A 19,424-nucleotide genomic window follows, 5' to 3' on the forward strand; every position below is an offset into this window, starting at 1 on the left:
GGGGGGCGCGGGGGCGGGCGCCTTTCGGCCACCGCGTGCCGCTCCCGGGCGGGGGGGGGGGGGGGGGCGGGCCCCCCCCCCGCCCCCCCCGCGGGACGCGGTGGAGCGGTTCCGTCCGCCAGTATCGGTGGTCGGCGCCGGGGTCAGTACTGCCGGTCCGGCAGGGCGGCCTTGGCGGCCTCCTGGTCGAACGCCTCGTCCTGGGTGACGATGCGCTTGTCGACGGCCTCGCCCGCCACGACCTTCTTCGCGATCTCGGCGAGGTCCGGGCCGAGCAGCGGGTTGCACTCGACGATGTAGTTGATCTTGCCGTCGGCGAGGGCCTGCATGCCGTCCTTGACGCCGTCGACGGTGATGATCTTGATGTCCTTGCCGGGCACCTTGCCCGCGGCCTCGATCGCCTCGATCGCGCCCAGGCCCATGTCGTCGTTGTGGGCGAAGACGAGGTCGATGTCGTCGTACTTCTGCAGGAAGCCCTCCATCACCTGCTTGCCCTCGGTGCGGGTGAAGTTGCCGGTCTGCGAGTCGATCATCTCGATGTCGCTGCCCTTGATCGCGTCGGCGAAGCCCTGCTGCCGGTCGATCATCGGCGCGGCGCCGGTGGTGCCCTGCAGCTCGACGGCCTTGAAGCCCTGCCCGTCGTACTGCTCCTTGGCCCACTCGCCGGCGCGCTTGCCCTCCTCGACGAAGTCGGAGCCGATGAACGACTCGTACAGGGAGTCGTCCTCGCTGTCGACGGCCCGGTCGGTGAGGATCACCGGGATGCCGGCGGACTTGGCCTCCTCGAGCACGGCGTCCCAGCCGGTCTCGACCACGGGCGAGAACGCGATGACGTCCACGCCCTGCTGGATGTAGGACCGGATCGCCTGGATCTGGTTCTCCTGCTTCTGCTGCGCGTCGGAGAACTTGAGGTCGAAGCCGTTGTCCTTCGTCAGGGTCTCCTGGATGGACTTGGTGTTGGCCGCGCGCCAGCCGGACTCCGCCCCGACCTGGGAGAAGCCGAGGGTGATGGTGTCGCTGCCCGACCCCGCGTCCGTGCTGGCGTCGCCGCCGCCCTGGGGCGCCTGCTCGCTGCTGCACGCGACCAGCGAGGCCGCCGTGAGGGCTGCGAGCAGCGCCGCGCTCGCGCGCCGGAAGTTCTTGCTCATGGTCTCCTCCTCGAGACGCCGGCCGACCGGTGCTTCCGGTCCGTGGGTCCGCTCCGACCCACCCGGCTGGGCTTGTGTGACCGCTAACATAGCGAAGGATGTGACCGGTCACATAGAGGGCGTCCAGGATTCGACGTCACGATCTCGTAACGCCGCCGCGGGCCGGTGGGAGGGGCGGTCAGGCCTCGGGGTCGAACTCGTCCAGGTCGGCGGCGATCATCTCGACGATGGTGTCCACCGTGACGCCCGGCCCGTTGCTCAGCTCGCCGATCTTCTCGCGGTCCTTGAGCACCACGATGCGGTCGGCGAGGCGCACCACCTCCTCCAGCTGGGAGGAGATGAAGACGACGGCCACCCCCTCGCCCGCCAGGCGCGCCACCCGGCGCTGGATGTCGAGCTTCGCGGAGATGTCGATGCCGCGCGTCGGCTCGTCGAGGATCAGGACGTGCGGCCGCGTGGCGAGCAGCCGGGCGAGCTGGATCTTCTGCTGGGTCCCTCCCGACATCTCGCCGGCGGGGCGGTCCAGGTCGTCCGCCGACAGGTGCAGGGCGTCGAGGTAGGTGTCCACGACCGCGTCCTGCTCGCCCCGGGACAAGGGGCGCGACCAGCCCCTCAGGGCCTGCAGCGCGAGCACGATGTTCTCCCGCACCGTGAGCCCGGCGACGATCCCGTCGCCCCGCAGGTCCTCGCTCGACATGGCGATGCGGTGCCGCAGGGCCACCGCCGGGTTCCGCAGCTGCACGCGCCGGCCGTCCAGCCACAGCTCGCCGCGGTCCGCGCGCTCCGCCCCGCTCATCAGGCGGGCCAGCTCCGTGCGCCCGGAGCCGCGCAGGCCGGCGAGCCCGACGACCTCGCCCCGCGAGAGCTCGACGTCCGTGGGCTCGAGGGTGCCGCGGCGGCCGATCGCCGCCGCGCGCAGCGTGACCTCCCCGGGCCGCGCGTAGTGGTGCGCGAGCCGCTCGGACCGCAGCGCCTGCAGGGCGTCGATGTCCTCGCCGAGCAGCTTCGAGATCACCTCGGCGCGCTCCACCTCGGCCGTGCGGTACTCCGCCACCACCCGGCCGGCGCGCAGCACCGTCATCCGGTCGCTCACCTCGAAGACCTGCTCGAGGAAGTGCGAGACGAACAGCACCGCGACGCCCTGGTCCCGCAGGCGGCGGACCACGCCCAGCAGCCGGGCCGCCTCGTCCTCGTCCAGGCTCGACGTGGGCTCGTCGAGCACCAGCACCCGCGGCTCGAGGACGATGGCGCGCGCCACCGCGACGAGCTGCTTGGTCGCGGGCGACAGCGACGACAGCGGCGCGCGCGGGTCGATGTCCTCGATCCCGAGCGCGGCGAGCGCCGCCGACGCCCGCCGCCGGGTCCGCCCCCAGTCGATGCCGGACCAGCGGCGCACCTCGTGGCCGATCATCACGTTCTCGGCGACGGTCAGGTGCGGGCTCAGGTGGGTCTCCTGGAACACGGTCGCGATGCCGTCCGCACGGCTCCGGGCGACGCCCGTCGGCGTGGTCGGGGCGCCGTCGACCAGCACCGACCCGGCGAGGAACGGCACCGTCCCCGTCAGCGCCCCGATGAGGACCGACTTGCCCGCGCCGTTCTCGCCCATGAGGGCGTGCACCTCGCCGGGGCGCAGCACCAGGTCCACGTCGTCGAGGACCCGCACGCCCGAGAGCTCCACCGTGATCCCGTACATCTCGACCACCGGGGCCGCCGGGACCTGCGCGCGCATCAGCCGTTCTTCCGCGGCGGCGCGCTCGACGCCCGCGCGACGAGCTCCGGGGGGATGCGCGTCACCGCGGGGATCTCCCGCTCCTCGATCGCGGCCCGGAGCACGTCGACGACCGAGACGCCCAGGGCGTGGAAGTTCTGCCGCACGGTGGTCAGCGGGGGGATGACGTGCCGCGCCAGGGGGATGTCGTCGAAGCCGACGACGCTGAGGTCGTCCGGCACGGAGAAGCCGCGGTCGTGCAGGCCGTGGACGAGCCCCACCGCCATGTCGTCGTTCGCGACGAAGATCGCGGTGTACTCCGGCAGCTCGCGGATGCCCCGCGCGAAGTCGTAGGCGAAGTCCGCCGTCCAGTCGCCGACGACGATGGGGCGCTCGCGCAGCCCCCACGACTTCGCCCGGGCGTGGAACGCCCGCTCCCGGGTCCGGGCGTCGAGCCAGTCGAGCGGGCCGGCCAGGTGCAGGACGTCCCGGTGCCCGAGCGACACGAGGTGGTCGACCGCGAGCGCCGTCCCCGCCTTCTGGTCCACGGTCACCGTGAGGAAGGTCGGGTCCTTGTCCGGCTTGACGACGAGCACGGGGACGCCGACGGCGATGCGGCGCAGCGCCGCGATGGACGACGACCGGGGTGCCACGACGCAGAGCGCGTCGACGCCCTGCGCGATCAGGTGGTCGACGCCCTCCTGGGGGGTGATCTCCTCCCCCGCTCGCAGCAGCACCGAGCTGACCGCGTAGCCGGAGGCGCGGGCGGCGGACTCGACGGCGCGCACCGTGCTGGTCGGCCCGAACTCCACGGCGCTCTCCACGAGCACGCCGATGCGGCGGCTGCGCTGGGTGGCCAGGGCCCGGGCCGTCATGCTCGGGCGGTAGTCCAGCTCGTCGATGGCGTCCTGGACGCGGCGGCGGGTGGCCTCCCGGATGTACGGGTGGTCGTTGAGCACCCGCGACACGGTCATGTGCGAGACGCCGGCGAGCTGCGCGACCTGCCGGATGTTCGGCTTGTCGGCACCGGGACTCGCCATGCGGGGCCTCCATCGGGTACGTCCGCCGACCGGCGGCACGGCGGCGTCAGCCTACCGAACCGCCGGTCGTGAGGTCAGAGCCCCTGGGCGAGGCGGTAGTACACCTGGTTCCAGCGCACCTGGTCGGCGAAGCCGCGGCGGGTGGTGGACTCGTCGATGACGAGCAGCTCGGTGCGGGCGATGTTCGCGAACACCTCGAAGGCCTCGACGCCGGCCGCGGTGGACATCACCGTGTGGTGCGCGCCGCCGGCGGTCAGCCACGCCTCGGCCGAGGTGGTGAAGTCGGGGCGGGGCGCCCAGACCGCGCGGGCCACGGGGAGGTTCGGCAGGTCGTGGGTGGGCGGCACGACGTCGACCACGTTCGCGGTGAGGCGGAACCGGTCGCGCATGTCGGCCAACGACACGACGACGGCACCCTCGGTGGCGTCCGCGTCGAAGACCATGCGGACCGGGTCCTCCTTGCCGCCGATGCCGAGCGGGTGGACCTCCACGCGGGGCTTGGACGTCGTGAGGGACGGGCATACCTCGAGCATGTGGGCGCCGAGGATGAGCTCGGAGCCGGGAGTGAGGTCGTAGGTGTAGTCCTCCATGAGGGAGGCGCCGCCGGGCAGCCCCTCGCCCATGACCTTGGCCGCGCGCACCAGGACGGCGGTCTTCCAGTCGCCCTCGGCGCCGAAGCCGTACCCCTGGGCCATGAGCCGCTGGACGGCGATGCCGGGCAGCTGGCGCAGGGCGCCCAGGTCCTCGAAGTTCGTGGTGAACGCCCTGGCGCCGCGCTCGACGAGGAACGCCTCCATCGCGATCTCCTGGCGGGCCGCGTACCGCAGCGACTCGTGCCGCTCGCCGCCGCGGCGCAGCTCCTCGACCACGTCGTAGAGCTCCTCGTACTCCGCGACGAGCGCGTCGACCGCGGCGTCGTCGACGGCGTCCACGGCGGCGACGAGGTCGTTGACGCCCCACGTGTTCACGGAGACGCCGAAGCGCAGCTCGGCCTCCGTCTTGTCGCCCTCGGTGACGGCGACGTTGCGCATGTTGTCGCCGAAGCGGACGAGCTTCAGCTCGTGCGTGGCGGCCCAGCCGGCGGCGCCGCGCACCCAGGTGCCGACGCGGCGGGTCACGGCCGGGTTCGACACGTGCCCGACGACGGTGGTGCGCGCGACGCCCAGGCGGGTGGCGAGGTAGGCGTACTCGCGGTCGCCGTGCGCGGCCTGGTTGAGGTTCATGAAGTCGAAGTCGATGTCGGCCCACGGCAGCTCGACGTTCGCCTGCGTGTGCAGGTGCAGCAGCGGCTTGCGCAGCGCGTCCAGCCCGGAGATCCACATCTTCGCGGGGCTGAAGGTGTGCATCCAGGTGATGACGCCCAGCACCTTGTCGTCCGCGTTGGCGTCGAGCATCGCGCGGCGGATCGAGGCCGCGTCCTTGAGCACCGGCTTCCACACGACGGTGGCGGGCACGTCGGACGACGCGTCGAGCGCGCGGGCGACCTCCTGCGACTGCTGGGCGACCTGCTCCAGCGTCTCGGGGCCGTACAGGTCCTGGCTGCCGGTGAAGAACCAGACCTCGCGGTCGGCGTACGGCTTGCTCATGGGTGTCCCTCTCTGGGTCAGGTCTGGGTCAGGTCTGGGTCAGGTCTGGATCAGGTCTGGTTCGGCGGGCGGCCGGCTCAGCGCTGGCCGTAGACGTTCTGGTAGCGGGCGTACAGGGAGTCGACGTGCTCCTGCGCGATGGGCTGCGGCTCGCCGAGCTGGCGCGACACGTGCACGGTGCGGGCCACCTCCTCGACCATCACGGCGGCCTTCACCGCGGCGCGGGCGTCCTTGCCGATGGTGAACGGGCCGTGGTTGCGCATCAGGACGGCCGGGCTGCGGTGACCGCTCAGGGTCTCGACGATGCCGCGGCCGATCGAGTCGTCGCCGATGATCGCGAACGGGCCCACGGGGATCGGGCCGCCGAACTCGTCGGCCATCATCGTGAGGACGCAGGGGATCTCCTCGGCGCGCGCGGCCCAGGCCGTCGCGTACGTGGAGTGCGTGTGCACGACGCCGCCCACCTCGGGCATGTGCCGGTACACGTAGGCGTGCGCGGCGGTGTCCGACGAGGGCGACCGGTCGCCCTCGACGAGGGTCCCGTCCAGGTCGCACACGACCATCGCGGCGGGCGTGATGTCGTCGTAGGCGACGCCGGACGGCTTGATGACCAGCAGGTCGGCCGAGCCGTCGGGGGTCCGCTCGTCGCGGACGCGCTCGGACACGTTGCCGGCGGTCCACACGACCAGCTCCCAGCGGGGCAGCTCGGCGTGCAGCGCGGCGACCTTCTCCTTCGCGGCGTCGACGGCGGCGCGCAGGTGCGTCGGGACCTCGGTGCGGGTGCTCATGGGGTTCTCCAGTGCGGTGGTCGGGGCGCCGGCGGCGGTGCGGCAGTTCAGAGCGCTTCGGTGGCGGCGCGCTCGACCGCGAGGCCGGCGGCGTACCGCTCGAGGTACGCCGCGAAGCCGGCGACGTCGGCGGGGTCGGGCGTGACGACGTCGAGCCGGACGCCGGCGAAGACCCGGTCGGTGAGGTAGGCGTCGAGGGCGGGCGCGGCCTCCCCGTCGTCGCGCGCCGCGGCGTCCGCGGCGTCGGAGACCGCGCGGGCGTAGGCCGCGAGGACCGCGATCCCCCAGGCGCCGCCCTCGCCCGCGGTCTGCCCGACGGCCACGGGGGCGTCGATCGCGCCGGCCAGCAGGCGCTGGGCCACGCCGGCGGTCCGGAACAGGCCGCCGTGCGCGAACATCGTGTCGATCGCGACGCCCTCGCCGTGCAGCACGCGCATGCCGAGCGCGAGCGTGCCGAACACGCCGTAGAGCTGCGTGCGGGCGAAGTTCGCCAGCGTGAGCCGGCTGTCGGGGGTGCGGACCACGAGCGGGCGCCCGGCGTCGAGGCCGGTGATCGGCTCCCCGGCGAGGTAGTTGTAGGCGAGCAGCCCGCCGCCGTCGGGCGCGCCGTCCAGCGCGGCCCGGAAGAGCGCGCCGAAGACGGCGTCCGGCTCGGCCGGCTGCCCGAGCGCGGCCGCGAACTGGCCGAAGACGCCCGCCCACGCGTCGAGCTCGCTGGCGCCGTTGTTGCAGTGCACCATCGCGACGAGGTCGCCGGCCGGCGTCGTCACCAGGTCGAGCTCGTGGTGCACGCTCGCCAGCGGCTGCTCCAGCACGACCATCGCGAAGATCGAGGTGCCCGCGCTGATGTTGCCCGTGCGCGGCGCCACGGAGCCGGTGGCGACCATGCCGGTGCCCGCGTCGCCCTCGGGCGGGCAGAGCAGCACGCCCGGCCGCAGCGCGCCCGTGGGGTCGAGCAGGGTCGCCCCCTCGGCGGTGAGCCGGCCGGCGTCCTGGCCCGCGGTGAGGACCTGCGGCAGCAGGCCCTCCACGTGCAGCCCGGGGCGCTTGGCCGCGGCCAGGTGCCGGAACTGCTCGAGCATCCGCGCGTCGTAGTCGCCCGTGGCGGGGTCGATCGGGAACATGCCCGAGGCGTCGCCGACACCCAGCACGTGCCGGCCGGTCAGCGCGCGGTGCACGTAGCCGGCCAGGGTGGTGAACGACGCGACCTGCGGCACGTGCGGCTCGTCGTCGAGGATCGCCTGGTAGAGGTGGGCGATCGACCAGCGCAGCGGGATGTTGTACCCGAACAGCGCGGACAGCTCGGCGGCCGCCGGCCCGGTGCTGGTGTTGCGCCAGGTGCGGAACGGGACGAGGAGCGCGCCGTCGGCGTCGAACGGCAGGTAGCCGTGCATCATCGCCGAGACGCCGAGCGCCGCGTAGGTGGTGGGGCGCACGCCGTAGCGCCGCTCGACGTCGGCGACCAGCGCCGCGTACGCGCCCTGCAGCCCGGCGTGGACCGCGTCGAGCGAGTAGGTCCACACGCCGTCCGACAGCTCGTTCTCCCACGCGTGCGAGCCGCTCGCGACGGGCTCGTGGTCGGGGCCCACCAGGCACGCCTTGATGTTGGTGGACCCGAGCTCGATGCCGAGCGACGTGCGACCCGCGGCGATCGCCTCCCGGATCGCGGACGTGCCGTCCGGCTGCGCCGCCTGCGTCATCCCTGCTCCGTCCCTGCCCGCTGCCGGGCGTCCTCGAGGTGTGCTCCGCCCGTCGGGGCGTCACTCGATGTTAGCGCTCACATGGACCAGCCCCAACCCGCGAGGACATCGAGCGTGCTGGCTTGATCCTCATCCGTGCGGAATGAGGATCGAGCCAGCACGCTCGATCGCCGGGCCCGCGCTACCGGCCCGGCGCGACGACGGCCAGGGCCGCCGGATCGCTGCGGACGGTGCCGTGCGCGTTGGCGACGACGGCGCGCACGAGCGTGCCGTCCTGCGCGGCGGCGGGGTGCTTGATCGTCCAGCGCGCGACCCCACCGGAGGCACGAGCAGCGGCGCCCGGGGCGGCGACCCAGGTCGCGCCGTCGTCGGCGGACGTCTCCCAGGTGACCACGGGGACGGGCGCGCCCGTCACCTCGACGCGGAACGTCGCCGGCTGCCTCGCCCGCACGCGCTGGTCCCGCGGGCCGGCGGTCACGACCGGCGCCGCGACGGCCTGGTCCACCACGGGCCAGCCGTCCTGCCAGCCGAGGCGCTGCAGCCCGAGGGTCGGGAAGCCGGGGACCGCCTCGTTCGCCGCGTCGTAGTAGTGGAACGCGAGCACGCCGTCGGACACGGACTGGCCGCCCGGGCCCACGACGGCGCCGTGCGACTCCAGCAGCACGGTGCCCCCGCCGCCGAGCATGTCCTTGCCGTCCTTGTCGAGGTAGGGGCCGGTGACGTCGCGCGACCGGCCCACCGCGATCCTGTAGGTGCTGTCGAGACCGCGGCAGCACGCGTCGTAGGAGACGAAGAGGTAGTACCAACCGTCGTGGGCGTAGACGTACGGCGCCTCGACGGGGTTGCCCGGCACGAACCGGTCGACGAGGTGGGTGGCATTCTCGAGCGCGCCGGGGGCGAGCGTGCCGCCGGGCCACTCGAGCTCCACGAGGAAGACGCCGTACCAGTACGAGCCGATCGCCATGTACGGCGTGCCGTCGGCCCCCTCGACGATGCCCGCGTCGATCGCGTTGAACGTCTTGCCGCCCGCGATGTCCGCCGGGGAGCTGATCACGGGCCCCTGGTCGACCCAGTCGTAGTCGGGGTCGTCCGGGTCGAGCGTGGTGTTGGTGGCCAGCGCCGTCACGGACGTGTTGGTGCCGAACCGTGACGCCGAGTAGTAGAGGTAGTAGGTGCCGTCGTGCTCGTAGACCTCCGGCGCCCACAGGTTGTCGGGGAGCACGCCCTGCCCGTCGGGGCCCGCGAAGCGCTCGTCGATCCAGGCGGGGATCTCGTCCCACACCGTGCCGTCGTAGGCCCAGGTGACGCCGTCGTCGTGGCTCGACCACATCTGGATGGTGCCGCCGTTCTCGCGGTGCACCAGGCCGGTCGAGTACACGCGCCACGTGCCGTCGTCGTCGACGACCAGCGCCGGGTCGTGGACGGGCGCCGTCTCCCCCGCCACCGAGAGGCCCGCGGCCGGCAGCTCGCGCGCCGGCCTGCCGGGGGCCCCCTTCCCGGCGAGCACGGCCTGGGCGACGGCGGACCCGCTCACGGCGGCCCCGGTCGGGACGGGTCCTGCCTCGGCCGCGCCGCCGGCGGCGGCCACGAGCGACGTCCCGACCAGCGCGGCGACCAGCGCCCCCGCGGCGACGACCCGGGACCATCGAGTCGGTGTGCTGCGCATCCTCACTCCTCTACAACGATGTAGAACTTGACGCGGAGAATCTACCGACCCGCCGGGACGGCGGTCAACGGTCAGGTGCCGCGGCGCCGGTCAGCGCGCGGGCGGTGGTGCCGTGGTCGAGCGGACCACGAGCGTCGGCTCGATCCGCTCCGTCGGCACCGGGCCGGCGCCGAGCGCCGCGACCACCATGGCCACGCTGCGCTCCCCCAGCTCGGCGAACGGCTGGCGCACCGTGGTCAGCGGCGGCACGAAGTACGCGGCCCCGGCCACGTCGTCGAAGCCCACCACCGACACGTCGTCGGGCACCGAGACGCCGCGCTCCCAGAAGGCGCGCAGGACGCCGAGCGCGAGCTGGTCGTTCCCGGCGAACACCGCGGTGGGCCCCTCCTGCGCGGCGATCGCCTCCGCCAGGTCGCGGCCCGCCGCGTACCCGTCCTCCGCCGACCACGAGCAGAGCCGCGGCCGGCTCGGAACGATCCCCCGGGCGGTGAGCGCCTCGCGCCACCCGGCTGCCCGCTCGCGCGCGTCGAACCAGTCCTGCGGCCCGGCCACGTGCAGGACGTCACGGTGGCCGAGGTCGAGCAGGTGGTCCGTCGCCGCCCGCGCGCCCGCGCGCTGGTCCACCGCGAGCGAGAGGGTCGTCGGCCCCGCGCCCGTGGTACCCGCGTCGCGCGGCGGCCGCTCGAGCGCCGCCACGACCAGCACCGGCACGGGCGCGCGGAACGACTCCACCGCCGCGGCGACGTCGTCCTGCGGCGCGATCACGACGATCGCCTCGACGCCCTGGTCCATGAAGTGCTCCAGCGCCTCGTGCATCGCGTCGGCGTCGTACCGGCGCAGCGACGCGAGGGACACGAAGTACCCCTGCTCGCGCGCCGCGCCCTCGATCGCGATGAGCGTGCTGGTCGGCCCGAACAGCGCCGAGCCCGTCGTGACGACGCCGAGCGTCGTCGAGCGCGCGGTCGCCAGGGCGCGGGCGGCGCTGTTGCGCCGGTAGCCGAGGGTCGCGATGGCGTCCAGCACCCGCTGGCGCGTCTCGCCGCGCACGCTCGGGTGGTCGTTCAGGACGCGGGAGACGGTCTGGTGCGAGACCCCCGCGACGGCCGCGACGTCGGCCATGGACGGGCCGCGCGACCGAGGTCGCGCGGCCCGTCCGTCGCCGTCGGTCATCGCTCCTCGGCCGCGTTCCTCGCGTCGACCTCGTCGAGCACCCGGCGCAGGTAGGTGAGCGTGAGCTTGCCGGCCGCGCGCTCGTACTGCTCCTCGTAGCCGTGCTTGGTGTACATGGCGAGGTTCTTCTTGGAGTCCTTGCCGGTGAAGGCCCAGACCTCGGTCACCTCGGACGGCAGGAACTGCAGGATCGCGAACATCAGCGACGTGCCGATGCCCTTGGCCTGCTGGTCCGGCGCCACGGCCAGGCGCCCGAGCGTGGCCCGGGCCCCCTCGATCTCCAGGCGGAGCGAGCCCACCAGGCGGTGGCCCTCCCACGCGCCGACCGTCACGACGTCGTCGCGCGCCATGTCGTCGCGCAGCTCGTGCAGCGTCTGCGTCAGCGGGGGGATGTGCGGGTCGTCGTAGAGCTGCGCCTCGCTGACGAACGCCGCCCGGCGCAGGGTCAGCAGCTCGCCCGCGTGGGCGTCGTCGACGAGCGCGATCCGCAGCGTGTCCGCCGCCTCCTCGTGCTCGACTTCCTGGGCGTCGGTGCCTGGTGCCTCGCTCATGGACACATCGTCGCAGACGGACGGCGGACGTGTCGTCGCGCGGCGGGAGCCGTCGGCCACAATGGTCCGGTGACCACCGAATGGGTTCTGACGCTCTCCTGCCCCGACCGCCCGGGCATCGTGCACGCGGTGGCGGGCGTGCTGGCCGAGCACGGCGGGAACATCACCGAGTCGCAGCAGTTCGGCGACCCGGCGTCGGGGCTGTTCTTCATGCGCGTGCAGGTGGCGGCGGACGCGGGCCGCGACGCCCTCGCGGCGGCGCTCGCCCCCGTCGCGGAGCGGTTCGGCATGACGTGGGAGCTGGACGCCGTCGGTCGGCGCCTGCGCACGCTGGTGCTGGTCAGCAGGGCGCCTCACTGCCTGGTCGACCTGCTCTACCGCGAGCGCTACCAGGACATGCCGGTCGACGTCGTGGGCGTGGTCGGCAACCATCCCGACCTGGCCGACATGGCCGCCTTCTACGGGAAGCCGTTCCACCACGTGCCGGTCACGAAGGACACCAAGGCGCAGGCGGAGGGCCGGCTGCGCGAGCTGGTCGCCGAGCTCGACGTCGAGCTGGTCGTCCTCGCGCGCTACATGCAGATCCTGTCCGACGAGCTGTGCCGGGACCTCCAGGGCAAGGTCATCAACATCCACCACTCGTTCCTGCCGAGCTTCAAGGGCGCGCGCCCGTACGCGCAGGCCCACGACCGCGGCGTGAAGCTCATCGGCGCGACGTCGCACTACGTCACGGGCGACCTCGACGAGGGCCCGATCATCGAGCAGGACGTCGAGCGCGTGGACCACTCGCGGGCCGTCGCCGACCTCGTCGCCCTCGGCGAGGACGTGGAGCGCCGCACCCTGGCCCGCGCCGTCCGGTGGCACGCCGAGCACCGCGTGCTGCTCGACGGCCACCGCACGGTCGTCTTCCGCTGAGGGACGACGGCGGGCCGCACCCCCCGCAGGGGGTACGGCCCGCCGTCGTCGTCAGGCCGCGCGGCCCGGCGAGGGCTTACTTGAAGACGTCCTCGAGGGTCGGGTCGCCCGCGTAGGTCTCCTCGGCGTTGTCCTTGGTCACGATGACCGGCTCGAGCAGGTTGGCCGGGACCACCTTGACGCCGTTGTCGTAGGACTTGGTGTCGTTGACCTCGGCGTCCTCACCGGCCTGGTACGAGTCGACGGCGTCGATCGTCGCGGCGACGAGCTTGCGGGTGTCCTTGTAGATGGTGGAGTACTGCACGCCCGCCATGATCGACTTCACCGACTCGACCTCGGAGTCCTGGCCCGTGACGACCGGGACGTCCTTGCCGGCCTGCTTGGCCGAGGTGAGCGCGGCACGCGCCAGCGTGTCGTTCGGGGACAGGATGCCGTCGATGTCCTCGTCCTTGTAGCTGCCCGACAGGATCGTGTCCATGCGGTTCTGGGCGTTCTCCGCCTTCCAGCCCTGGGTCGCCGTCTGCTGCTGCGTGGTCTGGCCCGACTTCACCACGAGGGTGCCGTCGTCGATCTTCGGCTTCAGCACGCTCATCGCGCCCTCGAAGAACGGCTTCGAGTTGGCGTCGTCCGGCGAGCCGGAGATGAGCTCGACGTTGTACGGGCCCTCGCCCTTGCGGTCCTTGAGGCCCTCGAGGAGGGACTGGCCCTGCAGCTCGCCGACGTGGAAGTTGTCGAACGCCTCGTAGACGTCGACGGCGTCGGTGTTCTGCAGCAGGCGGTCGTACGCGACGACCTTGATGCCCTGGTCGTGCGCGGCCTTCAGCTGCGAGCCGAGCTGCGAGCCGTCGATGGCGCCGACGACGATGACCTTGGCGCCCTGCTCGATCATGGCCTGGATCTGGTTCTGCTGCTCCGAGACGCCACCGTTCGCGAACTGCACGATCGGCTTGTAGCCGGCCTCGGTCAGGCCGTCGTTGAACAGGTTCTCGGCGAGGACCCAGTTCTCCGAGGTCTTCTGCGGGAGGGCGACGCCGATGGTCGCGCCCTCCTCGAAGCCGGCGGCCGCGCTCTCGCCGCCGCCGGCGGTGTCGCCACCGCGGTCCGAGGAGCCGCAGCCGGAGAGCGTGAGCGCTCCCACGGCAGCGAAGGCGACGATCGCCGAAGTGAGCTTGATCTTCATGCTGTCCAACTTTCTGTGCAGGCGCCCATCGTCGGGCGCCGGTCTGGACGGAGCTGTCCTGGGGTGGAGCAGAGGTGGAGCCGGGGTGGTGCGGGGTGAGACCGCCGGGGCCTGACCGGCCCCGGCGGCCGCGTCGTGGGTTGGTCAGGGGGTCGAGGTGGCACCCTCGGCGACCGGGGCGCTCGGCTGCGACGCCTCGGCGCCCGGACCGGAGCCCGCGCCCTTGTCGCGTCGGCCCGGGAACAAGAGGCCGATGATGGAGGGGCGCCCGTTGACCTTGCTGTGCACGTCGAACGCGACGGCGACGAGGAGCACGAGGCCCTTGATGATCTGGGTCATGTCCGAGCCGACGCCCATGAGCTGCAGGCCGTTGTTGAGGACGGCCATGACCAGACCACCGATGACGGAGCCGACGACCGTGCCGACGCCGCCGGAGACCGCGGCGCCACCGATGAAGACGGCGGCGATGGCGTCGAGCTCCCACATGTTGCCGTCCGAGGGGCCGGACGCCGTGGCGCGCCCCACGAAGACCATGCCCGCGAGCGCCGCGAGGATGGACATGTTCATCATCACGAAGAAGTTGGTGCGGCGGATGTTCACGCCCGACAGCGCGGCGGCGGCACGGTTGCCGCCGACGGCGTAGACGTGGCGGCCGCCGACGGTCCGCGACGCGATGAAGTTGTAGAGGATGACCAGCACGGCGAGCACGACGCCCGGGATCGGGAACGAGGTGCCGTACCGGCCCGAGCCGAACAGGAACGTGACGTACGCGATCACCGCGGCCACGACCACCAGGCGCACCACGGAGACCGGCACGGGGACCGGCTCGATGCCGAGGCGCAGGGCGCGGGCCCGGCGGCGCAGCTCGGACCAGACCACGGCCACGATCGCGAGGACGCCGAGCAGCAGCGTCGAGTTGTTGAGGCCGGTGTTCGGGCCCCACTCGGGCAGGTAGCCGGCGCCGAGCTGCTGGAGCTGGGTCGGGACCGGGACGGTGTTCGACTGGCCGATGTACTGGTTGAGCCCGCGGAACAGCATCATGCCGGCCAGGGTGGTGATGAAGCCGGGGATGCCGACGTACGCCACCCAGAAGCCTTGCCAGGCGCCGATCACCGCGCCCACGGCGAGCCCGAGGAGGATGCCCGCCCACCACGGGATGCCCCAGTCGCGCAGCGCGATGGCCACGATGATGCCCGTGACCGCGGCCACCGATCCGACCGACAGGTCGATGTGCCCGGCGATGATCACGAGCACCATCCCGATCGCGAGGATCAGGATGTACGAGTTGCCGATGATGATGTTCTGCGCGTTCGACGCCGTGAGGACCTTGCCGCCGGTGGCGATCTGGAAGAACACGATGAGCGCCAGCAGCGCGATCACCATGCCGTACTGCCGGAGGCCTCCGCCGAACAGCTGCTTGAGTGACGACATCGTCGTAGGTTCCTTCGTTTCCGTGGGTTCGGGTCGGTGGGTCAGCGGGCCGCGGTCGCGGGGGCGCCGGTCATGAGTCGCATGAGCTCTTCCTGCGTGGCGTCCTCGCGGGACACCTCGCCGGTCACACGCCCCTCGAAGACCGTGTAGATCCGGTCGCACAGGCCGAGCAGCTCGGGGAGCTCCGAGGAGATCACGACCACGCCCTTGCCCTCGTCGGCGAGGCGCTGGATGAGACCGTAGATCTCGTACTTGGCGCCGACGTCGATGCCGCGGGTGGGCTCGTCGAGGATGAGCAGCTCGGGCTCCGTGAACATCCACTTCGCGAGCAGCACCTTCTGCTGGTTGCCGCCGGACAGGGTGGACACGCCGCGCCGGACGTCGGGGGCCTTGATCGACAGCGACTTGCGGTACTCCTCGGCCGCGAGGAACGCCTTGTCGTCGTCGATGACCGGCCCGGACGACACCCGCGCCAGGTTCGCCGCGATCACCGTCTCCTTGATCGAGTCGAGGAGGTTCAGGCCGAGGGTCTTGCGGTCCTCGGAGACGTAGGCGATGCGGTGCCGGATCGCGGACAGGACGTCGGGGACGGAGATCTCCTTGCCGTCCATCCGGAGCGTCCCGCCCAGGAACCGGCCGTAGCTGCGGCCGAAGATCGAGCGCGCCAGCTCGGTGCGGCCGGCGCCCATGATGCCGGCGAAGCCGACGATCTCGCCGCGCCGGACCGAGAACGCCGACTCCTTGCAGACGAGGCGGCCGGGCACCTCGGGGTGCTCCACGGTCCAGCCCTCGACCTCGAAGAACGTCTGACCGATCTTCGGCGTGTGCTCGGGGAAGCGGGACTCGAGGGACCGGCCCACCATCCCGCGGATGATGCGGTCCTCGTTGATCTCGCCCGCGCGGACGTCGAGCGTCTCGACCGACCGGCCGTCGCGGATGATCGTGATCGAGTCGGCGATCTCCTCGATCTCGTTCAGCTTGTGGGAGATCATGATGCTGGTCAGGCCCTTGGAGCGCAGGCCGCGCAGCAGGTCCAGCAGGTGCTCGGAGTCGTCCTCGTTCAGGGCCGCGGTGGGCTCGTCGAGGATGAGGAGCTTGACGTCCTTGGCCAGGGCCCGGGCGATCTCGACGAGCTGCTGCTGGCCGACGCCGATGTTCTTGATGAGCGTGTCGGGCGACGTCCGCAGGCCGACCCGTGCGAGGAGCTCCGTGGCCTGGCGACGCGCCTGGTCCCAGTCGATGCCGAGCCGCCCGCGGACCTCGTTGCCGAGGAAGATGTTCTCCGTGACCGAGAGCTCCGGGATCAGCGCGAGCTCCTGGTGGATGATCACGATGCCGGCCTGCTCGCTGGAGCGGATGTCCTTGAACGCGACCTCGGCGCCCTGGTACCAGATCTCGCCGTCGTAGGTGCCGTGCGGGTAGACGCCCGACAGGACCTTCATGAGCGTCGACTTGCCGGCGCCGTTCTCGCCGCAGATGGCGTGGATCTCCCCCGCCTTGACCACGAGCGAGACCTCGTCCAGCGCGCGGACACCCGGGAACTCCTTGGTGATCGACCGCATCTCGAGCAGTGCGTGGCGATCGGGCATCGCGTCTCCTTCGAAGCACGAGCGAGCCCTCGGTGGCCGCTCTGGTACCCGACTTCTCCGTTCGGGCACCGGAGACGCTAGACCTGGACCAATCTTGTCGTCAACTAATGAAGACAAGGATCAGGTTGCAACCCGGTAACGGCTCAGACGGCGCCCGTGATCGCCGCGATCAGCCGCTCGTGGCTGGTCGTCGCGGGGAACGAGCCGTTGTTCCGGCCCAGCCGCAGCACCTCGACGCGGTCCGCGACGGCGCGCACGTCGTTGAGGTTGTGGCTGATGAGGATGACGCCGAGCCCCAGGTCACGCAGGCTTTCGATGTACGTCAGCACCTCGGCCGTCTGCGCCACCGAGAGCGCGGCCGTGGGCTCGTCGAGGACGACGATCCGGGGCGAGCCGACCAGCGTCCGCGCGATCGCCACGGCCTGCCGCTGGCCCGCCGAGAGGTGCCGCAGCGGCGTGTCGACGGCAGGGATGCGCACGGTGAGGTTCCGCAGCAGCTCGCGGGTCCGCTCCACCATCTCGTCCTCGCGGAGCACGCCCGAACGGGCCATCTCCTGGCCCAGGAACACGTTGGCGGTGACGTCCAGGTTCTCCAGGAGCGCGGGCTCCTGGAACACGCTGGCGATGCCCAGCTTGTTGGCGGCGGAGGGCGACGGGATCGTCACCTGCTCGCCGTCGATCTCGACCTGCCCGGAGTCGGGGGACAGGACTCCCGCGACCACCTTGGCGAGGGTCGACTTCCCCGCCCCGTTGTCGCCCACGAGGGCGACCACCTCGTGGGCGTGCAGGGTCAGGTCGACGTCGACCAGCGCCTCGACGGCGCCGAAGAACTTGCTCACCTTCCGGAGCGCGAGGACGGGCGGACGGCCGCTCACAGCAGTTCCTCCTGGGGCTGCGGGGGGAGGGCCATGCCCTCCCGGGTCTCGAAGACGTCGATGTGCTGCAGGACGAGGGACAACGCGCCCTCGAGCTCCGCGCGGGTGCCGAGCTGGGCGGCGACGACGTCCACCGGCGGCTCGGCCTGCTGGAGCACCGACTGGCGCTGGACCATCTCGCGGAACGGCTCGAGGAACAAGTCCCCGGTCTCCGCGAGCTCGCCGCCCACGACGATCCGCTCCGGGTTGAACGCGGTCGCGACGTTCGCGACGACGCGGCCGACGGTGGCGCCCGCGTCGCGCACGAGCGAGCGGCACCCCGGGTCGTCGTCGTTCGCGAGCCGGACGACGTCGCGCAGGGTGAGCGACCCGTGGCTGGTGCGCAGGGCCTCCAGCAGGGCCTCCTCGCCGACCACGGTGTTGAGGCACCCGCGGCTGCCGCAGCTGCAGATCCGGCCCGCCGGATCCACCTGGACGTGGCCGATCTCCCCCGCCGTCCCGGCGACGCCGCGGTGCACGCGGCCGCCGATCACGATCCCCGCGCCGACGCCGTGGCCGACGCGCACGTAGATCGCGTCGCGGGCCTCGCGGGCCGCGCCGAGCGTGCTCTCCGCCAGCGCGCCGAGGTTGGCGTCGTTGTCCACGAACACGGGCCTGGCGAGCCGTTTCGTCAGCACCTGGGCGACCGGGACGTTGTCCCAGCCCCGCAGCACGCCACGCACGGAGACCTGCCCCGTGGCGGCGTCGACGGGCGCCGGCAGCGCCACCCCGATGCCCTGGAGCTCGTCCATCGCGGTGCCCAGGCGGTCCAGGAGCTCCACGATCAGGAGCGCCACCCGGTCGAGGCTGGTGTCCGCGCGGTGCGCGTCCGCGAGCGGCATGACCTGCTCGGCGAGCACCTCGTGCGAGACGTCGGCGACGGCGACCTTGAGCTGCCGCCGGCCGACGACGACGCCCGACACGAGGCCGGTCTGGTGCGCGAGCGTGACGAGCTGGGCGCGCCGCCCCGAGCGGACGGTGTTGCGGACGTCGAACAGCTCGGCGGCGACGAGCTCCTTGACGATCGTCGAGATCGACGCCTGCGACAGCCCCGTGGCCCCCGCGAGCTCGACCTGCGTCAGCCCGCCGTGCCGCTTGACCGCCTCGACCACCCGGGCGCGGTTGGCCTCGCGCAACGAGGACTGCGATCCCGCCATCGGCACCCGTCCTCTCACGACCCGCAGTCTAGGGCTGGGCGCGAGGCGCACCGCGCTCCGGTCCGGCCTGCCCCTGCTTTTCTTCACCCTCTGAAGGCAATGTACCCGCGCGCTCGGCGAACGCGCCCAGCACGAGCCGCCACCCGGAGCCGTACGAGACCCGCGCCCGGTCGCCGTCCGCCCGGCGCGCCCACCCCGAGTGGGCGAGCTCGACGACCGTCCCGGACCCGTCCGGCCGGAACGTCACCTCGACCTGGGTCGCCTCGGCCTCCGGCGTGCCCGGGTGCCACGTGAACGCGACCCGCCGGGGCGGGTCCCATGCGGTGACGGTGCCCCAGACGGCGGCGCCGCCGTCCGGGAGCGTCTCCACGAGCCGGCCGCCCACGCCGGGCTCGAGCACCACGCCACGGGAGCCCTCGCGGCCCACGGAGTGGGTGGCGAGCGGCCACCACTCCCCCAGGCCCGCGGTGAACAGCCGGAACGCGTCCTCCGGGCCCGGCGTGACGGTGACGGACCTGCGCAGCACGTCGTCGGTGGACATCATGCCCCTCCCTCCCTGCCGGCACCGCTGCCGGCAGCCTCGTCGGCGTGGGCGGCGAAGGCGCCCAGCACGTCCGACCAGAAGCCGTCGAGCCACGCGCGCAGGGCGTCGAACCCGGCCGCGTCGAGGCGGTACAGGTGACGGGTGCCCACGGTCTCGAAGGCGACGAGCCCGGCCGCGCGCAGCACCCGCAGGTGCTGCGACACGGCCGGGCGGCTCACGGGCAGCGCGGCGGCCACCTCCGCGACGGAGGCGGGGCCGGCGGCCAGGTGCTCCACGACGGCCCGGCGGGTCGGGTCGCCGAGCGCGTCGAGAGCCTCTTGGTAAGCAGCCACGAACG

The 19,424-nt window shown here is 72.6% G+C and carries 17 protein-coding genes; 1 reads left to right on the forward strand and 16 read right to left on the reverse strand.

Features of this window, described 5'->3' with window-relative positions:
• Positions 1-143: 143 nt before the first annotated feature.
• The 9 genes from ACFU5J_RS19955 to ACFU5J_RS19995 all read right to left on the reverse strand — a co-directional run bounded on the left by ACFU5J_RS19955 (position 144) and on the right by ACFU5J_RS19995 (position 11,357).
• Positions 144-1,148 carry an ABC transporter substrate-binding protein gene (locus ACFU5J_RS19955; RefSeq protein ID WP_430574726.1) on the reverse strand — a complete coding sequence of 335 codons (1,005 nt, stop codon included), beginning with the start codon at positions 1,146-1,148 and terminating at the stop codon, positions 144-146.
• 178 nt (positions 1,149-1,326) lie between these two features.
• Positions 1,327-2,877, reverse strand: a complete 1,551-nt coding sequence (locus ACFU5J_RS19960) for a sugar ABC transporter ATP-binding protein (RefSeq protein WP_430579884.1) — start codon at positions 2,875-2,877, stop codon at positions 1,327-1,329.
• Entirely contained in the window at positions 2,877-3,896 is a 1,020-nt protein-coding gene (locus ACFU5J_RS19965) for a LacI family DNA-binding transcriptional regulator (protein WP_430574724.1), read from the reverse strand. The genes ACFU5J_RS19960 and ACFU5J_RS19965 overlap by 1 nt, the downstream gene beginning before the upstream one ends.
• Before the next feature lie 74 nt (positions 3,897-3,970).
• A complete protein-coding gene (gene araA / locus ACFU5J_RS19970) occupies positions 3,971-5,482 on the reverse strand; it encodes an L-arabinose isomerase (protein ID WP_430579885.1) in 1,512 nt (503 codons plus the stop codon).
• A gap of 77 nt (positions 5,483-5,559) precedes the next feature.
• Positions 5,560-6,270: an L-ribulose-5-phosphate 4-epimerase gene (locus tag ACFU5J_RS19975; protein WP_430574722.1), complete on the reverse strand. Its 711-nt coding sequence runs from the start codon at positions 6,268-6,270 to the stop codon at positions 5,560-5,562.
• A gap of 47 nt (positions 6,271-6,317) precedes the next feature.
• A complete protein-coding gene (locus ACFU5J_RS19980) occupies positions 6,318-7,970 on the reverse strand; it encodes a xylulokinase (protein WP_430579886.1) in 1,653 nt (550 codons plus the stop codon).
• Positions 7,971-8,151: 181 nt separating this feature from the next.
• Positions 8,152-9,636 (reverse strand): glycoside hydrolase family 43 protein, encoded by a 1,485-nt coding sequence (locus tag ACFU5J_RS19985; protein WP_430579887.1) that lies wholly within the window; start codon positions 9,634-9,636, stop codon positions 8,152-8,154.
• 90 nt (positions 9,637-9,726) lie between these two features.
• Complete coding sequence (locus tag ACFU5J_RS19990; protein ID WP_430579888.1) at positions 9,727-10,806, reverse strand: LacI family DNA-binding transcriptional regulator; 1,080 nt, start codon at positions 10,804-10,806, stop codon at positions 9,727-9,729.
• Positions 10,803-11,357, reverse strand: coding sequence for a GNAT family N-acetyltransferase (locus ACFU5J_RS19995; protein ID WP_430574718.1), 555 nt, complete (start codon positions 11,355-11,357; stop codon positions 10,803-10,805). The genes ACFU5J_RS19990 and ACFU5J_RS19995 overlap by 4 nt, the downstream gene beginning before the upstream one ends.
• 69 nt (positions 11,358-11,426) lie before the next feature.
• On the opposite strand from ACFU5J_RS19995, the gene purU reads away from it, so the two are divergent.
• A complete protein-coding gene (gene purU, locus ACFU5J_RS20000; protein ID WP_430579889.1) occupies positions 11,427-12,272 on the forward strand; it encodes a formyltetrahydrofolate deformylase in 846 nt (281 codons plus the stop codon).
• Between the two features lie 76 nt (positions 12,273-12,348).
• On the opposite strand, the gene ACFU5J_RS20005 is transcribed toward purU, so the two are convergent.
• From ACFU5J_RS20005 to ACFU5J_RS20035, 7 genes are all read right to left on the reverse strand, one after another.
• Positions 12,349-13,452 (reverse strand): substrate-binding domain-containing protein, encoded by a 1,104-nt coding sequence (locus ACFU5J_RS20005; protein ID WP_430574716.1) that lies wholly within the window; start codon positions 13,450-13,452, stop codon positions 12,349-12,351.
• A 144-nt stretch (positions 13,453-13,596) separates the two neighbouring features.
• Entirely contained in the window at positions 13,597-14,883 is a 1,287-nt protein-coding gene (gene mmsB / locus ACFU5J_RS20010; RefSeq protein WP_430579890.1) for a multiple monosaccharide ABC transporter permease, read from the reverse strand.
• A 41-nt stretch (positions 14,884-14,924) separates the two neighbouring features.
• On the reverse strand, positions 14,925-16,472 hold the full coding sequence (mmsA, locus tag ACFU5J_RS20015; RefSeq protein ID WP_430574714.1) for a multiple monosaccharide ABC transporter ATP-binding protein: 1,548 nt from the start codon (positions 16,470-16,472) through the stop codon (positions 14,925-14,927).
• Between the two features lie 143 nt (positions 16,473-16,615).
• Entirely contained in the window at positions 16,616-17,347 is a 732-nt protein-coding gene (locus ACFU5J_RS20020; RefSeq protein WP_430574713.1) for an ATP-binding cassette domain-containing protein, read from the reverse strand.
• Entirely contained in the window at positions 17,344-18,561 is a 1,218-nt protein-coding gene (locus ACFU5J_RS20025; protein WP_430574712.1) for an ROK family transcriptional regulator, read from the reverse strand. Before ACFU5J_RS20025 ends, ACFU5J_RS20020 begins: the two co-directional genes overlap by 4 nt.
• Positions 18,562-18,571: 10 nt before the next feature.
• The gene (locus ACFU5J_RS20030) at positions 18,572-19,084 is read right to left on the reverse strand and encodes an SRPBCC domain-containing protein (protein WP_430579891.1); all 513 of its coding nucleotides are present in this window, start codon (positions 19,082-19,084) and stop codon (positions 18,572-18,574) included.
• Positions 19,084-19,419: an ArsR/SmtB family transcription factor gene (locus tag ACFU5J_RS20035; RefSeq protein ID WP_430574710.1), complete on the reverse strand. Its 336-nt coding sequence runs from the start codon at positions 19,417-19,419 to the stop codon at positions 19,084-19,086. The genes ACFU5J_RS20030 and ACFU5J_RS20035 overlap by 1 nt, the downstream gene beginning before the upstream one ends.
• Positions 19,420-19,424: the final 5 nt, after the last annotated feature.

Source organism: Isoptericola sp. NPDC057559, assembly GCF_042801555.1.
In the GTDB taxonomy this organism is placed as follows: domain Bacteria; phylum Actinomycetota; class Actinomycetes; order Actinomycetales; family Cellulomonadaceae; genus Isoptericola.

What these genes read in the sequence shown, in the direction of transcription:
- araA (WP_430579885.1), bottom strand. Translation starts at nt 5,482, where the DNA reads ATGAGCAAGCCGTACGCCGACCGCGAGGTCTGGTTCTTCACCGGCAGC.
- ACFU5J_RS20030 (WP_430579891.1), bottom strand. Translation starts at nt 19,084, where the DNA reads ATGTCCACCGACGACGTGCTGCGCAGGTCCGTCACCGTCACGCCGGGC.
- ACFU5J_RS20005 (WP_430574716.1), bottom strand. Translation starts at nt 13,452, where the DNA reads ATGAAGATCAAGCTCACTTCGGCGATCGTCGCCTTCGCTGCCGTGGGA.
- ACFU5J_RS19975 (WP_430574722.1), bottom strand. Translation starts at nt 6,270, where the DNA reads ATGAGCACCCGCACCGAGGTCCCGACGCACCTGCGCGCCGCCGTCGAC.
- ACFU5J_RS19960 (WP_430579884.1), bottom strand. Translation starts at nt 2,877, where the DNA reads ATGCGCGCGCAGGTCCCGGCGGCCCCGGTGGTCGAGATGTACGGGATC.
- mmsA (WP_430574714.1), bottom strand. Translation starts at nt 16,472, where the DNA reads ATGCCCGATCGCCACGCACTGCTCGAGATGCGGTCGATCACCAAGGAG.
- ACFU5J_RS19990 (WP_430579888.1), bottom strand. Translation starts at nt 10,806, where the DNA reads ATGACCGACGGCGACGGACGGGCCGCGCGACCTCGGTCGCGCGGCCCG.
- ACFU5J_RS19980 (WP_430579886.1), bottom strand. Translation starts at nt 7,970, where the DNA reads ATGACGCAGGCGGCGCAGCCGGACGGCACGTCCGCGATCCGGGAGGCG.
- ACFU5J_RS19985 (WP_430579887.1), bottom strand. Translation starts at nt 9,636, where the DNA reads ATGCGCAGCACACCGACTCGATGGTCCCGGGTCGTCGCCGCGGGGGCG.
- ACFU5J_RS19965 (WP_430574724.1), bottom strand. Translation starts at nt 3,896, where the DNA reads ATGGCGAGTCCCGGTGCCGACAAGCCGAACATCCGGCAGGTCGCGCAG.
- mmsB (WP_430579890.1), bottom strand. Translation starts at nt 14,883, where the DNA reads ATGTCGTCACTCAAGCAGCTGTTCGGCGGAGGCCTCCGGCAGTACGGC.
- ACFU5J_RS19995 (WP_430574718.1), bottom strand. Translation starts at nt 11,357, where the DNA reads ATGAGCGAGGCACCAGGCACCGACGCCCAGGAAGTCGAGCACGAGGAG.
- ACFU5J_RS19955 (WP_430574726.1), bottom strand. Translation starts at nt 1,148, where the DNA reads ATGAGCAAGAACTTCCGGCGCGCGAGCGCGGCGCTGCTCGCAGCCCTC.